This window comes from Lysobacter daejeonensis GH1-9, from assembly GCF_000768355.1.
GTDB lineage: Bacteria > Pseudomonadota > Gammaproteobacteria > Xanthomonadales > Xanthomonadaceae > Aerolutibacter > Aerolutibacter daejeonensis.
Map to the genome: position 1 here is coordinate 161,173 of NZ_AVPU01000003.1, position 12,283 is coordinate 173,455.

Here is a 12,283-nt window from a genome sequence, read left to right on the forward strand (position 1 = left end):
CCACGTGCCGAAGCACGGGGATCGGATGGCAGGCACTCATGGACGGAAATATCGGGCAACGTGCATGGATTCACACCCACCAGGCAAACGCGAACAGCCCCAGCATCCCGAAGGCCAGCCCCAGCTTGAGCACCGTGCCGAGCAGGATTCCAAACCAGGTGCCGACGCCCACCTTGGTCGCCAGGCCCAAGTCGCGGCGGTGCACCAGCTCACCGGCCAGCGCGCCCACGAACGGGCCTGCGAACAGCCCCAGCGGACCAAAGAACAGACCCACGAAGCTGCCCAGCACCGCACCCACCAGCGCCAACTTGCTGGCCCCCACGCGCTTGGCCCCCATTGAGCCCGCCAACAGGTCGATGCCCAGCGACAGCACGGTCAGGATGCCTAGCGCGAGCAGCCAGCCCCAGCCGACGTACTGGAAGTCGCCGGCCCACGCCGCCATCACCATGCCGGCGAAAACCAGTGGAATGCCCGGCAATGCGGGAAGTACCGTGCCGGCGATTCCCACCAGCATCAGGAGGGCTGCAACAACGTACAGGATCGTCTGCGTATCCAATCAGAACCTCATTGTTTTCCGAGGGTTATGCCACAAATGGGTGCGATTGCATTTTCACCTGCCGCGGGGTACCGTGCGGGCGCTGTGTTTGCCAAGGGTCACCGTGAACCGTGGCCCGATGCGGTTGATCTGTTCGGCACGTACGTACGATCCGCTACATCGTTGCACCTGGATCCTCCTTGCAACCAGCACGTTACGAAGGTGAAGGACCAACCAACTCGTTTCAAGGAGCAAGCCAAAATGTCGAGCCGTGAGCAAGGTACCGTCAAGTGGTTCAACGACGCCAAGGGTTTCGGCTTCATAAGCCGTGAGAATGGCGAAGACGTATTCGTGCACTTCCGTGCCATCCAGTCCCAGGGCTTCAAGAGCCTCAAGGAAGGCCAGCAGGTCAGCTTCACCGTCGTCCAGGGCCAGAAGGGCCTGCAGGCCGATGCGGTGCAGCCGCTGTAACTTCCTGACGCTGCCGGGGCGACGCCCCTTGCATTCAAACCCGGCTTCGGCCGGGTTTTTGTTTTTCGCGCCTGAGTCGACAGCATTGGAAACGGCGATTCCAAAAAAGACAGCCCGCTCAAGGCGGGCTGTCTACGGGTACGCGGCCGTCAGTTCTGCGACGGAGAGTTCTCGGCAAAGTACTCGTGGTTGTCGGCGTTGTTGAGCGCGCCATCCGGGTTGGTGGATGCCAGGTTCTTGGCGCCGGCCTGGCCGTACACGACGTCGTCGGTGCCCGCGACCACGTTGAAGTGGCTCATCTCGTGGATCAGCGTGCCAGCCTTGGAGTCGGTGCCGGTCAACGGCGCATTCCAGAACGCGCGGCAAACGAAGATCTCATACGGACGTGTCGGGTAGACATAGGCGTAGTAGCTCTGGTTGCAGCCGCAGTTGACCGTGATCTGTCCGCCGCTCTGGTCCATTGCCGCATCGATGTCGACGAAATGCTGTTCGGCGGTGTTGTAGCGCGAGCTGGTATAGGCGCCGAACCACGTGGTGTAGCGGGGGCCCACCGTGCTGGCGTTCAGGTAGCCCTTGGCGTTTTCGGAATAGTTGCGCGCGGCAGTGACGGCGCTGCCCAGCGTGTTGATCTGGGTAGTGGAGCAGCCCACATAGCTGACGCCGTTGACCACGCTGCCGCCGCTACCAGGCTTGCCCTTCTGGCTGGTGCCGGCCTTCATCGCGCCCAACTGGTCGCTGCCGTCCACCCACAGCTTCAACGGCACGCTTTGCGCCATCATCGGGTGGCCGTTGGCGTACTTGAGCATCTCGCCCGTCGACAACGAAGCAAATTGCAGCGGCACCTTGTAGGTGACAGTGTAGTCGCCGGTCTTGGACAGGTCGTACGCGGCCGACAGGTCCACCATCACGCGGATGGACTCGCCGGCACGCAGGATCGCGAAATCCGCGGCCTGCGGCAGCGGACGCTTGATCATCGGGCCTTCGTACTGCACGGGCTGCCCGTCACGCGTGATTTCAAACACCTTGGCTTCGATGAAATCGGACGGAAGCTGCCACTTGGGCACGCGTACCGTGTGGCGGCTGGTATTGGTCACCGTGACTTCAACCGACCCGAGGAAATCCGAAGCGCTGCCGGTTGCGGCGGCGATGCTGACGCGCAGCGGGTTCTGGGTGGCATTGGGTGATGCGGCGGTAGCGGCGGCAATGGCACCGGCAAGCACGGCCGTCCCGGCCACGAGGGGTGCAATACGAAGTTTCATCCAGTCTCTCCCGAAGTATGGACGTCCGCAGTTGCGGACGTCGCCGACGATAGCGACTGGAAGCCTTCGGCGCACCCTGCAATGCAGCACGATGCGTCAGGGATTTCCCTCGTTGTGATGGTGATTGGATGCTTCTGCTTAGCAGGGTAGGGTGGTGCGCGCTTCAGTGCGTTTCACCACCCTGCACCTGTGCCCAACAAGCATCGATCGATGCGTGACTCAACGCGCCCAGGCGCGCCCGTTGTACACGCGCACGTAGCTGCCCTCACGGATACCCGAGATATCGTTCTGGGTCACGACCGTGGTGCGGCCATCGTTCATGCGTACGTACACGTTGTAGCGCGCGCCGCTGACGCGATTCTGGATTGCGTTGCCCGCAACTGCGCCGGCCACCGCGCCGGCCACGGTCGCGGTGTTGCGGCGGCCCTTGCTTTCATCATCGGCCAGCTCGCGTCCCGCTGCCGCACCGACCAGACCGCCCAGCACCGCGCCGGTGGCATTGGGAACGGTACTGCCGGAAATCGTCTCGATGCGGGTCACAGTGCCGCAGTCATAGCAGCTGGCCGTGCTGCCGCCGTACGTCGAGGGGCTGCCGCTGTAGCCGGGAGACGTTGCACACCCGGCAAGCGCTGCCGCCGTAACCGCTGCCAGACCCACCAACCTGAGATTGACCGTATTCATTGCAGACTCCTTCGCCTTGGGATCGAATCACGGCGCGAGCCGTGCAGGCGTAACCTAGGCCTTGGGGAGTGAATATCGCCTCAACTCGGCACGCAAGGCCGCACGCGGTTCAGCTTGCGGCCATGCGTAGCGCGTTCAGCCTCGGAAGTCCTGGTGGCAGGCCTTGCAGGCGCCGCCCACATCCTTCATCAGCGCCTGCACACCGGCGCAGTTGAGTGGCGGCGATGCCAGGGCGGCGTCCAGCGTCGCGCGCAACTTGCTGGCCGCATCGCCGAAGCGGGCGTCGTCGCGCAGGTCGGGGAACGCCGGCTCCAGGTCATTGGCGAGGGTTCGCAGCGATTGCACGTGCGGCAACGAGTCCGTGGGACCACAACGATTCTGTTCGAGGCTGCTTTTCAGCTGGCCCATGTGCCACTGCTGCACGTGCATCACGGATTCGGGGAAATGGTCTTTGCGGGCATGTAGTGCCCTCAACGCCATCACCGTCGCCACGACGCCGATCACCAGGCCGATCAGGAAGAGGAACAGGTATCGTGCGCCGTGGCCGCCTTTGACGGGGGCAGTGGGCATCGGGTCTGGGGTGCTCATCCGTCGTCTCTCCATGGTCGAAGTTGCCGGGACGATAGCACGGGCCCTGCCGGTACTGGCCCCTGGGGCCTTTACAATGGCGGCCATGAGCACCTCCACTCTCGACCCTGTCTGGACCGATCGTTTTTCCGGCGTCGACCGCCTCTATGGCGTCGGCTCCCTGGCGCGTTTTGCCGCATGCCGCGTGGCAGTCGTGGGCATGGGGGGCGTCGGGTCCTGGGTGGTCGAGGCCCTCGTGCGCACCGGCATCGGCCATCTGGCCCTGATCGATGCCGATGACATCTGCGTCTCCAACTCCAACCGCCAGTTGCCGGCGCATGCAGGGCAGTTCGGGCGAGCCAAGGTCGAAGCCATGGCCGAGCGCTGCCGCGCCATCAACCCGCATGTCGACGTGGTGCCTGTGGCCAGCTTCCTCACTGCGGCCAACCAGGCCCAGCTGCTGGACCAGGGCTTCGACCTGGTCATAGACGCCTGTGACAGCTTCCGCAGCAAGGTGGAACTGATTGCGTGGTGCCGTCGTCGCAAGCTGCCGGTCATCGTGGTCGGGGCGGCGGGCGGGCGGACCGACCCCACGCTGGTGCGCGTGCGTGACCTTTCGCGCACCGAGCACGACGCCATGCTGGCGCTGATCCGCAAGAAGCTGCGCGCCGAGTTCAATTTCCCCAAGAATCGGGACCGCTACTTTGGCGTCTCCGCGATTTACTCTTTGGAAAACGTGCGCTATCCGCAGGCCGATGGCACGGTTTGTGGCCTGCGTCCGCAGGTGGCAGGTGACGCTGCCCTCAAGCTGGATTGTGGCGCGGGGTTGGGGGCGGCCACGCACATCACCGGTGCGTTTGCGTTCGCGGCCGTCGGGCGGGCGTTGGACATCCTGCTCAAGGGCCGGGCCAAAGCCGCCTGAAGCAGCTTCACGGCGCTGGCGGCAGCCGGAACAGACGCTCGGCGTTCTGGCTGGTGGCCGCGGCGACTTCGCCAGGGGTCTCCCCACGAAGCCGTGCCACCACGTCCAGGATCACGCTCAACCGTGCGGGCTCGTTGCGCTGGCCGCGGATGCCGGCATCGGGTTGGTCGGGTGAGTCAGTCTCCAGCATCAGCATCTCGATGGGCAGCCCGGCCACCAGTGTGCGCAGCCGGTTCGCGCGTTCGTAGGTCACCGGTCCGCCCAGGCTGACCAGGAACCCCAGTGCGTGCAGTCGCTCGGCTTGCTCGCGGCTGCCCGGGAAGCTGTGCACAACGCCACGCAGCGGCGCGAAGCGGCGGATCGAGGCGATCACCTGGTCCACTGCGCGGCGGGCGTGCACGATCACAGGCAGATCGAAGTCGCGGGCAAGCCGTAGTTGCTGCTCGAAGTAGATGATCTGTTCGCGCGGGTCCAGGTCTTCCACGAAGAAGTCCAGGCCGCATTCGCCCACCGCTACCGGGCGCTCGCGTTCGATCCAGTCGCGCAATTCCAGCAGATGCGCGGGACGATGCGCCGCGAGGTACATCGGGTGCAGGCCATAGGCGGGGAACAGGTCGGCGTGGGTGCGGCAGATTTCACGCAGCTTGGGCCAGGTTGCGGCTTCCACGGCAGGCAGTATCTGGCGCGTCACGCCCACGGCGCGCGCGCGTGCGATCACCGCCTCTCGGTCGGCGTCGAACTCGGGCGCATCAAGATGGCAGTGGGTGTCGACCAGCATGGCCGGGTCATCGGCGCGGTGTGTCGACGAGATTGGCGGGCGGCTTGCGATTCTTCCAGTTGGCCAGCAGCAGCGTGCCCAGGCCCAGCACGATCTCGTCGATGAAAGGGATCGGGTCGAACGGCCAGAGCACGCTGATCGCGAATGCAACGGCCGTCAGCTTGAACAGGGTGGGATAACGAAGCCTGCGGGCCCAGTTGAGCAGCGGAAGGAGCAACGGGTTGGCCATGGCGACATCATCTACGGCTGGGACTGTGCGCACGCTATCACGCCATCCGTGCCCCGTTCACATTTGCGACAGTCTCGCAGCGCTGGCTATGTACTTATTCAGGTTGGGAGTGCTGCAATGCCCCCAACACAACCGCGGGACTGTCCCGTCGCAGGAGGCTCCATGAACAAGAACATGCTTGCTGTTGCACTCGCTTCGCTGGTGGTCGGCGGTGTGGCAGTGGCGGCCTACAACAGTTTCCGGGGCGGTGACGCCCAGGATGCCCAGTTCACCACCGCGACGAATGGCCAGCCGGCCCCGTCGATCGGAATGGACGCGGGCGCCAACAGCGCCATCGATCCGAACCAGCTTGAGTACGCCGACGTGGTCAACGTCAAGGCGGTCAACGAAAAGCAGGCGCAGTACGCCACCGTCCTCGGCACCGAGGCGATCCGCGAGACCAGCACCACCAACAAGCCGCGCGAAGTCTGCGAAGACGTCACCGTGCAGGAGCGTGCCCCCGAGCGCGACGGCAACGTGGGTGGCACCGTGGCAGGCGCGCTGATCGGTGCGGCCGTGGGTAACCAGGTCGGCGGTGGCGACGGCCGCAAGGCCGCAACCGTTGCCGGCGCTGTCGCCGGTGGCTATATCGGCAACCGCGTCGATCGCAACCACGTGGGTGGCAAGGTCACCACGCGCACCGAGCGCCAGTGCCACACCGTTACCGATACCTCGCAGTCGTCCAAGGTGGTGGGCTACAACGTGACCTTCCGCAACCCGGACGGCACCACCGGCACCATGCGCACCAGCAGCAAGCCGGGTAACCGCATCTCGCTGGGCAGCGAGAACGCGGTGGTGGGCTATGACGTGACCTATCGCTACCAGGGCCAGGAGCGCACCGTGCGCATGGAAGAGCGTCCGGCGGGCGAGCGCCTACCGGTTGTCAACGGTGAAGTGGTCACCCAGACCGCGGCTGCCGCAGGCACTGGCAGCAACGGCTGACAGCGCTGGCAAGCTGGACGTGAGTTCCCAAACGGGGCCGGACCATCCGGCCCCGTTCTGTTTTTGCGGGGTGTGGCGGGGTGCCCTGCGCGATCTGGCACCGCTACAATGACGCCTTTCCTTTGCCCGTTGCCGAGTGCGTCCATGGCCCTGAACCCGTTTGACCTGTTCGACATCCGCTCCCTGCTCACCGAAGAAGAGCGTGCCGTGCAGGACACCGTGGCGCGTTTCACCAACGAGCGGGTGCTGCCGATCATCGGTGACGCCTTCGACCAGGGCCGCTTCCCGAAGGAGCTGGTCTCCGAGATCGCCGAACTGGGCCTGCTGGGCTCCTCGTTGCCGGAGAAGTACGGCTGTGCTGGCCTCAACGGCGTCAGCTACGGCCTGATCTGCCAGGAGCTGGAGCGCGGCGACAGCGGCATCCGCAGCTTTGTCAGCGTGCAGAGCTCGCTGTGCATGTACCCCATCTACGCCTATGGTTCCGAGGAGCAGCGCATGCGCTGGCTGCCGGACATGGCGGCGGGCAAGGTCATTGGCTGCTTTGGCTTGACCGAGCCGCACGGTGGTTCCGACCCGGCCAACATGAAGACCAATGCCAAGCGCGATGGCGCGGACTGGGTCCTCAACGGCTCCAAGATGTGGATCACCAACGGCAACCTAGCCGACATCGCTATCGTCTGGGCACAGACCGAAGATGGTATCCAGGGCTTCGTGGTCGAGAAGGGCATGCCCGGATTCACCGCGCAGGAGATCAAGCACAAGATGAGCCTGCGCGCTTCGGTCACCAGCGCGCTGTTCTTCGACAACGTGCGCGTGCCGGAGGCAAATCGCCTGCCAAACGTCAAGGGCCTGAAGGGGCCGCTGGGCTGCCTTACGCAGGCGCGCTACGGCATCACCTGGGGCCCGATCGGCGCGGCCATTGCGTGCCTTGAGGAAGTGCTGGGCTACACCAAGGAGCGCATCCTGTTCGACCGCCCGGTGGCGGCCACGCAGAGCGCGCAGATCAAGATGGCCGAGATGGCTCGCCGCATCACCCTGGCGCAGCTGCTGGTGCTGCAGCTGGGCCGTTTGAAGGATGCCGGCACCATGCAGCCTGCGCAGGTGTCGCTGGCCAAGTGGAACAACTGCCGCATGGCCATCGACATCGCGCGCGAGTGCCGTGACCTCCTGGGCGGCGCCGGCATCACCACCGAGCATTCGGCCATCCGTCATGCGCTCAACCTGGAATCGGTCATCACCTACGAGGGCACCGAAACCGTGCACCAGCTGGTGATCGGCCGCGAGCTGACCGGCATCAACGCGTTCTGATTTCCGGCCCGCGCCGGCGTGGCGCGGGTACGAACCTGCGCCCCGCGCCGGCACGGCCCAATGCGACGTGCGGGCAGGGGCGCCTTTACCGAGCCCCTTCCGCATGTTCGCCAACGTTCCGAACCCCATTCCGGCCCGCATGAAGGGCCTCAACCGCGCCGAAATCTGCGACGTCAACTTCACCGAGTTCGTGAAGGCGTGGGACGGCCAGCGCCAGGCCCGGCCGGCACCGGGTGAGGCGATCCTCGACGGCAGCGCGCTGGACGCGCAGGGTTTTCGCGACCTGTTCGAGTCGCAGCTGGTCAGCCGCCACCTCGACCTGATGGCGCGCGTGCTGCGCGTGCAGAACAAGGTCTTCTATACCATTGGCTCCTCCGGCCACGAGGGCAATGCGATGGTGGCGCGTGCGGCGCGTCATACCGACCCCGCTTTCCTGCACTACCGCTCTGGCGGTTTCATGGCCGAGCGCTTCCGCAAGCTGCCGGGCATGGACCCGATCATGGACTCTGCGCTGTCGTTCGCGGCCAGCAAGGACGACCCGGCCAGCGGCGGCCGCCACAAGGTGTGGGGCAGCAAGCCGTTGTGGGTGCTGCCGCAGACCTCGACCATTGCCTCGCACCTGCCCAAGGCGCTGGGCACCGCGGTGGCCATCGAGGCAGGTAAGCGGCTCGGCACGCAGCTGCCGGTTCCCGATGACAGCATTGCCATCTGCTCGTTCGGTGACGCCTCGGCCAACCACGCCACCGCGCAGACCGCGTTCAACGCTGCCTCGTGGACCGCGTACCAGAAGCTGCCGGCCCCCGTGCTGTTCGTGTGCGAGGACAACGGCATCGGCATCTCGGTGAAGACGCCCACGGGCTGGATCGCCGAGAGCATGCGCAACCGGCCCGATCTGGACTACTTCTTCGCCGACGGCCTCGACCTCGCGGCCGGTTACGGCCAGGTGCAGGCGGCGGTGGAGCATTGCCGACGCACGCGTCGCCCGACGTTCCTGCACCTGCGCACCACGCGCATCATGGGTCACGCCGGCACCGACTTCGAGATCGAGTGGCGCAGCGTCGAAGAGCTGTGTGCGGTGGAAGCCTCCGATCCGCTGCTGCGCTCGGCAGCCATCGCCATCGAGTCCGGGTTGATGAGTAAGGACGAGGTGCTGGAGCTGTACGAGGCGACGCGTCGCAAGTGCTTCGCCGCGGCCGAAGAGGCTGATCGCCGGCCGAAGCTGGATTCGCTGGCCGACGTGGTTGCGCCACTGGCGCCATACACCCCGGCCAAGGTGCAGGCCGAAGCCGAGCGCACCGACTACGCCGACCGCCGCCTGGCCGCTTTCGGCAGTGAAGCGAAGCTGCCCGAGAACCAGCCGCCGCGCCACCTGGCCATCCAGATCAACCAGGCGCTGCACGACATCTTCGCCAAGTACCCGGACACGCTGCTGTTCGGTGAGGACGTGGCGCAGAAGGGTGGCGTCTACACCGTCACCAAGGGGCTGCAGAAGGCCTTCGGTCCGCGCCGCGTGTTCAACACGCTGCTCGACGAAACGATGATCCTGGGCATGGCACAGGGTTTCGCCAACATGGGCATGCTGCCCATTCCCGAGATCCAGTACCTGGCGTACTTCCACAACGCCTGCGACCAGATCCGCGGCGAAGCGGCCAGCCTGCAGTTCTTCAGCAACAACCAGTACGCCAACCCGATGGTGGTGCGCATCGCGGGCCTGGGCTACCAGCGCGGCTTCGGCGGCCACTTCCACAACGATAACTCGATCACCGCGCTGCGTGACATCCCGGGCCTGGTGGTGGGTTGTCCGTCGCGCGGCGACGACGCAGCGACCATGCTGCGCACGCTGACCGCACTGTCCAAGGTGGATGGGCGCGTCAGCGTGTTCCTCGAGCCGATCGCGTTGTACATGACCAAGGACCTGTACGAAGCGGGTGACGGCCAGTGGCTGACCACCTACCCGGCGCCGGGCGAGGCCATGACGCTGGGCGAGGGCCGCGAGTACTTGCCCGAAAATGGCGGCAACGGCGATGACCTGGTGATCTTCACGTACGGCAACGGCGTGCCGATGAGCCTGCGCGCCGCGCGCCGCATCGAGCAGAAGCATGGCTGGAAGGCGAGGGTGGTGGACCTGCGCTGGCTGGTACCGCTCAACGAGCAGTACATCCGCGAGCAGGCCAGGACCGCCAAGCGCATCCTGATCGTGGACGAAGGTCGCCACAGCGCCGGCGTGGGCGAGGGCGTGCTCACCGCGATCGCCGAGGGTGGCTATGGCGCGCGTCCGTTCCAACGCGTGGTGGGTGCCGATACCTACACGCCGCTGGCGGGCGCGGCGTTCCTCGTCATTCCGGCCGACGACGACATCGTCGCGGCTGCCGATCGATTGGCCTGAGGTTAGGGCCGACAGGCGGCCTTCGCCAGGCCGCCTGTGGCTGGTCTCGTTGGCGGTGAACGCGCAATTAGGACGCCGCCAAACGAGATTCAGGCCAGCTGGCGGCAGGCCGCATCACGCGACGGCCCAATTCATCGGCTCAGCGGGACAATCCTCCCAGCAGTGAGGCTTCCACTACCGGAGCTTCGCTCACGGTCAGCGCCGCAGATGCGTCGCGTTCCAGTGGCACCACCGCCAAGCCGAGCTGTCGCTCTTTGCCGGTCGCCGATGACACGAGGGCGCCCAGTGGGCTGCCAGCGGCGTGAACCTCGGCGCCCGCTTCAAACGGCACCGTGCCTGCCACAAGCATCAGCCCGCGCTTCACTTTTCCGAGGAAGTGGGTGCGCGCCACGATTTCCTGGCCCGGGTAACAGCCCTTCTTGACGCTGAAGCCCTGCAATCGTTCCAGCGAGAGCTGTTGCGGCGTCCAGTGCTCCACCTGGCTCGCGGGCAGGCGGGGCAGCCCGTGGCGGAGGTCCGCCGCCGCCCACTCGGCCTCCAGCGCGGGGGATGGCACCTCGGGCGATGCCGAGACGTACAACGCCCTCGGCCCGCCGTCGCCGCTCATGTCCAGCTCCACGTAGGGCGAGCTGTCCGACACTTCATCCGCGAGTGGCGCCTGCGCACTCGGCCCGGCAATGCCCGACGCCAAGGCTCCCGATGCGGCCAAGGGGGCGCCAAATCGTCCGGCGACATGCAGGTCATCGCGCACGGCAATGGCGACCTTGCTCCGGAACACAAAGCGCTTCAGCGCATCGGCGAGCTGGTTCGGGTCCGCATCCGGCAGCAGCAGCCACAGTGTCTCCGCATCCACGCGCAGGAGGGCAAACAGCGCGATCACGCGCCCCTTGGGCGTCAACCAGCCGTTCCACTGCCACTGCCCGTCGACAAGCCGCGTGACGTCGTTCATGAACTGCGCCTGCGCGAATGTCAGCGCGTCGCGCCCCGAAAGGGCCATAAGACGATGGTTGGAGAGGGCAAAAAGCCCGTCCGGCGTAGCGTGCGACTTGTCTGACATGGGTGCGGGGCTTAACATTCAGGGTTCAGATGATAGGTCAAAGCGCTCACGACGCAGCTTCCGAACCCTCGCCCCAGCCCGCGGCCGAGCCGGTCACCAAGCCCGACACGACCCAGGACACGCCGCAGCCCATGCCAATGGAGCACGGCGGACGCGAAGGACTTGACCCCGTCCGCTACGGCGACTGGGAAAAGAACGGCCGCTGCATCGACTTCTGACGCTGACCCGCATCCCGCACTTTCCGCCGATCCATCGTCCCGCCACGCGGCCTCGCCGCCCAGCCGAGAGACAACGCACGCTCATGGCCGATAACCCACGCGTTCGCGAACGTCCCTTGTCGCCACACCTGCAGGTTTACAGCTGGCAGGTTCAGATGGTGACCTCCATCATCCATCGTGCGACGGGTGTCATCCTTGCCATCGGCAGCCTGATCGTGCTCTGGGCACTGCTCAAGCTCGCCGCCGGTCCCGAGCAGTGGGCCGAAGTGGCCGCCTGCGCAACATCGCCGCTGGGCTTCCTGGTCCTGTTCGGGTGGAGCTGGGCGCTGGCCTACCACCTGATCAACGGCATCCGTCATCTGCTGCAGGACGCCGGCTACGGTTTCAAGATCGAAGCCTTCGTGCGCAGCAGCTGGATCAGCATTTTCGGCAGCCTGGTTGTCACTGCACTGATCTGGGTCGTCGCCATGATGCAGCGAGGTGGTGCATGAGCGCTAACAACTCCCGTCTCCGTAACCCGTTGAAAACCGCGCGCGGTCTCGGCTCGGCGAAGGATGGCACCCATCACTTCATCGTCCAGCGCATTACCGCGGTCGCGCTGGTTTTCCTTGGCCTGTACGTGCTTGGGCTGGTGGTGTTCAACGCCGGCGCCGACTACGCGACCGTGCGCGCCACCGTCGCCAACCCGTTCAACGCCACCGTGCTGGTCGCGTTCCTGGTCGCGATGTTCTGGCACGCCCAGTTGGGCCTGCAGGTCATCGTCGAGGACTACGTGCATACGCCGGGCTTGGCCGTGGCGTCGCAACTGCTGATCCGCTTCATCTGTGCCCTCGCTGCGATTGCCAGCGTGCTGGCTGTCATCCGCATCGCGCTGGGCGGCCTGTAAGCCGT

At 65.7% G+C, this 12,283-nt stretch carries 15 protein-coding genes; 8 read left to right on the forward strand and 7 right to left on the reverse strand.

The window, feature by feature from the left end:
- Positions 1-70: 70 nt before the first annotated feature.
- Positions 71-556 (reverse strand): DUF456 domain-containing protein, encoded by a 486-nt coding sequence (locus N800_RS03010; RefSeq protein WP_036134608.1) that lies wholly within the window; start codon positions 554-556, stop codon positions 71-73.
- A gap of 240 nt (positions 557-796) precedes the next feature.
- Between N800_RS03010 and N800_RS03015 the strand changes: the two genes are divergently transcribed.
- A complete protein-coding gene (locus N800_RS03015; protein WP_036134612.1) occupies positions 797-1,006 on the forward strand; it encodes a cold-shock protein in 210 nt (69 codons plus the stop codon).
- Between the two features lie 149 nt (positions 1,007-1,155).
- Here N800_RS03015 and N800_RS03020 read toward each other — a convergent pair whose 3' ends face one another.
- From N800_RS03020 to N800_RS03030, 3 genes are all read right to left on the reverse strand, one after another.
- Positions 1,156-2,265 (reverse strand): M35 family metalloendopeptidase, encoded by a 1,110-nt coding sequence (locus tag N800_RS03020; RefSeq protein ID WP_036134615.1) that lies wholly within the window; start codon positions 2,263-2,265, stop codon positions 1,156-1,158.
- A gap of 219 nt (positions 2,266-2,484) precedes the next feature.
- A complete protein-coding gene (locus tag N800_RS03025; protein ID WP_036134618.1) occupies positions 2,485-2,946 on the reverse strand; it encodes a glycine zipper 2TM domain-containing protein in 462 nt (153 codons plus the stop codon).
- A 135-nt stretch (positions 2,947-3,081) separates the two neighbouring features.
- A complete protein-coding gene (locus N800_RS03030; RefSeq protein ID WP_232227525.1) occupies positions 3,082-3,534 on the reverse strand; it encodes a hypothetical protein in 453 nt (150 codons plus the stop codon).
- 85 nt (positions 3,535-3,619) lie between these two features.
- On the opposite strand from N800_RS03030, the gene N800_RS03035 reads away from it, so the two are divergent.
- On the forward strand, positions 3,620-4,435 hold the full coding sequence (locus tag N800_RS03035; RefSeq protein WP_036134799.1) for a tRNA threonylcarbamoyladenosine dehydratase: 816 nt from the start codon (positions 3,620-3,622) through the stop codon (positions 4,433-4,435).
- A gap of 7 nt (positions 4,436-4,442) precedes the next feature.
- Here N800_RS03035 and N800_RS03040 read toward each other — a convergent pair whose 3' ends face one another.
- Together N800_RS03040 and N800_RS03045 are read right to left on the reverse strand one after the other, a co-directional pair.
- A complete protein-coding gene (locus N800_RS03040; RefSeq protein WP_036134625.1) occupies positions 4,443-5,213 on the reverse strand; it encodes a TatD family hydrolase in 771 nt (256 codons plus the stop codon).
- Between the two features lie 7 nt (positions 5,214-5,220).
- Positions 5,221-5,442, reverse strand: a complete 222-nt coding sequence (locus tag N800_RS03045; protein ID WP_036134627.1) for a DUF6116 family protein — start codon at positions 5,440-5,442, stop codon at positions 5,221-5,223.
- 162 nt (positions 5,443-5,604) lie between these two features.
- On the opposite strand from N800_RS03045, the gene N800_RS03050 reads away from it, so the two are divergent.
- From N800_RS03050 to N800_RS03060, 3 genes are all read left to right on the forward strand, one after another.
- The gene (locus tag N800_RS03050; RefSeq protein ID WP_036134630.1) at positions 5,605-6,423 is read left to right on the forward strand and encodes a glycine zipper 2TM domain-containing protein; all 819 of its coding nucleotides are present in this window, start codon (positions 5,605-5,607) and stop codon (positions 6,421-6,423) included.
- 144 nt (positions 6,424-6,567) lie between these two features.
- The gene (locus N800_RS03055; RefSeq protein ID WP_036134631.1) at positions 6,568-7,731 is read left to right on the forward strand and encodes an acyl-CoA dehydrogenase family protein; all 1,164 of its coding nucleotides are present in this window, start codon (positions 6,568-6,570) and stop codon (positions 7,729-7,731) included.
- A 103-nt stretch (positions 7,732-7,834) separates the two neighbouring features.
- Positions 7,835-10,117: a thiamine pyrophosphate-dependent enzyme gene (locus N800_RS03060; protein ID WP_036134634.1), complete on the forward strand. Its 2,283-nt coding sequence runs from the start codon at positions 7,835-7,837 to the stop codon at positions 10,115-10,117.
- Positions 10,118-10,256: 139 nt separating this feature from the next.
- On the opposite strand, the gene ygfZ is transcribed toward N800_RS03060, so the two are convergent.
- Positions 10,257-11,174 carry a CAF17-like 4Fe-4S cluster assembly/insertion protein YgfZ gene (gene ygfZ, locus N800_RS03065; RefSeq protein WP_052107858.1) on the reverse strand — a complete coding sequence of 306 codons (918 nt, stop codon included), beginning with the start codon at positions 11,172-11,174 and terminating at the stop codon, positions 10,257-10,259.
- Between the two features lie 29 nt (positions 11,175-11,203).
- Here ygfZ and N800_RS16420 point away from each other — a divergent pair, with 29 nt between their 5' ends.
- The 3 genes from N800_RS16420 to sdhD all read left to right on the forward strand — a co-directional run bounded on the left by N800_RS16420 (position 11,204) and on the right by sdhD (position 12,278).
- Complete coding sequence (locus tag N800_RS16420; RefSeq protein ID WP_036134640.1) at positions 11,204-11,392, forward strand: DUF1674 domain-containing protein; 189 nt, start codon at positions 11,204-11,206, stop codon at positions 11,390-11,392.
- A gap of 83 nt (positions 11,393-11,475) precedes the next feature.
- Positions 11,476-11,883 (forward strand): succinate dehydrogenase, cytochrome b556 subunit, encoded by a 408-nt coding sequence (gene sdhC / locus N800_RS03075; protein WP_036134643.1) that lies wholly within the window; start codon positions 11,476-11,478, stop codon positions 11,881-11,883.
- Positions 11,880-12,278, forward strand: coding sequence for a succinate dehydrogenase, hydrophobic membrane anchor protein (sdhD, locus tag N800_RS03080; protein WP_036134645.1), 399 nt, complete (start codon positions 11,880-11,882; stop codon positions 12,276-12,278). The genes sdhC and sdhD overlap by 4 nt, the downstream gene beginning before the upstream one ends.
- The last annotated feature ends 5 nt before the right edge of the window (positions 12,279-12,283 follow it).

Excerpts from the sequence above, each read along its gene's own strand:
- N800_RS03045 (WP_036134627.1), bottom strand. The coding sequence starts at position 5,442 with ATGGCCAACCCGTTGCTCCTTCCGCTGCTCAACTGGGCCCGCAGGCTT.
- N800_RS16420 (WP_036134640.1), top strand. The coding sequence starts at position 11,204 with ATGATAGGTCAAAGCGCTCACGACGCAGCTTCCGAACCCTCGCCCCAG.
- N800_RS03015 (WP_036134612.1), top strand. The coding sequence starts at position 797 with ATGTCGAGCCGTGAGCAAGGTACCGTCAAGTGGTTCAACGACGCCAAG.
- N800_RS03020 (WP_036134615.1), bottom strand. The coding sequence starts at position 2,265 with ATGAAACTTCGTATTGCACCCCTCGTGGCCGGGACGGCCGTGCTTGCC.
- N800_RS03050 (WP_036134630.1), top strand. The coding sequence starts at position 5,605 with ATGAACAAGAACATGCTTGCTGTTGCACTCGCTTCGCTGGTGGTCGGC.
- N800_RS03030 (WP_232227525.1), bottom strand. The coding sequence starts at position 3,534 with ATGAGCACCCCAGACCCGATGCCCACTGCCCCCGTCAAAGGCGGCCAC.
- ygfZ (WP_052107858.1), bottom strand. The coding sequence starts at position 11,174 with ATGTCAGACAAGTCGCACGCTACGCCGGACGGGCTTTTTGCCCTCTCC.
- N800_RS03035 (WP_036134799.1), top strand. The coding sequence starts at position 3,620 with ATGAGCACCTCCACTCTCGACCCTGTCTGGACCGATCGTTTTTCCGGC.
- sdhD (WP_036134645.1), top strand. The coding sequence starts at position 11,880 with ATGAGCGCTAACAACTCCCGTCTCCGTAACCCGTTGAAAACCGCGCGC.
- N800_RS03060 (WP_036134634.1), top strand. The coding sequence starts at position 7,835 with ATGTTCGCCAACGTTCCGAACCCCATTCCGGCCCGCATGAAGGGCCTC.
- sdhC (WP_036134643.1), top strand. The coding sequence starts at position 11,476 with ATGGCCGATAACCCACGCGTTCGCGAACGTCCCTTGTCGCCACACCTG.
- N800_RS03055 (WP_036134631.1), top strand. The coding sequence starts at position 6,568 with ATGGCCCTGAACCCGTTTGACCTGTTCGACATCCGCTCCCTGCTCACC.
- N800_RS03025 (WP_036134618.1), bottom strand. The coding sequence starts at position 2,946 with ATGAATACGGTCAATCTCAGGTTGGTGGGTCTGGCAGCGGTTACGGCG.
- N800_RS03040 (WP_036134625.1), bottom strand. The coding sequence starts at position 5,213 with ATGCTGGTCGACACCCACTGCCATCTTGATGCGCCCGAGTTCGACGCC.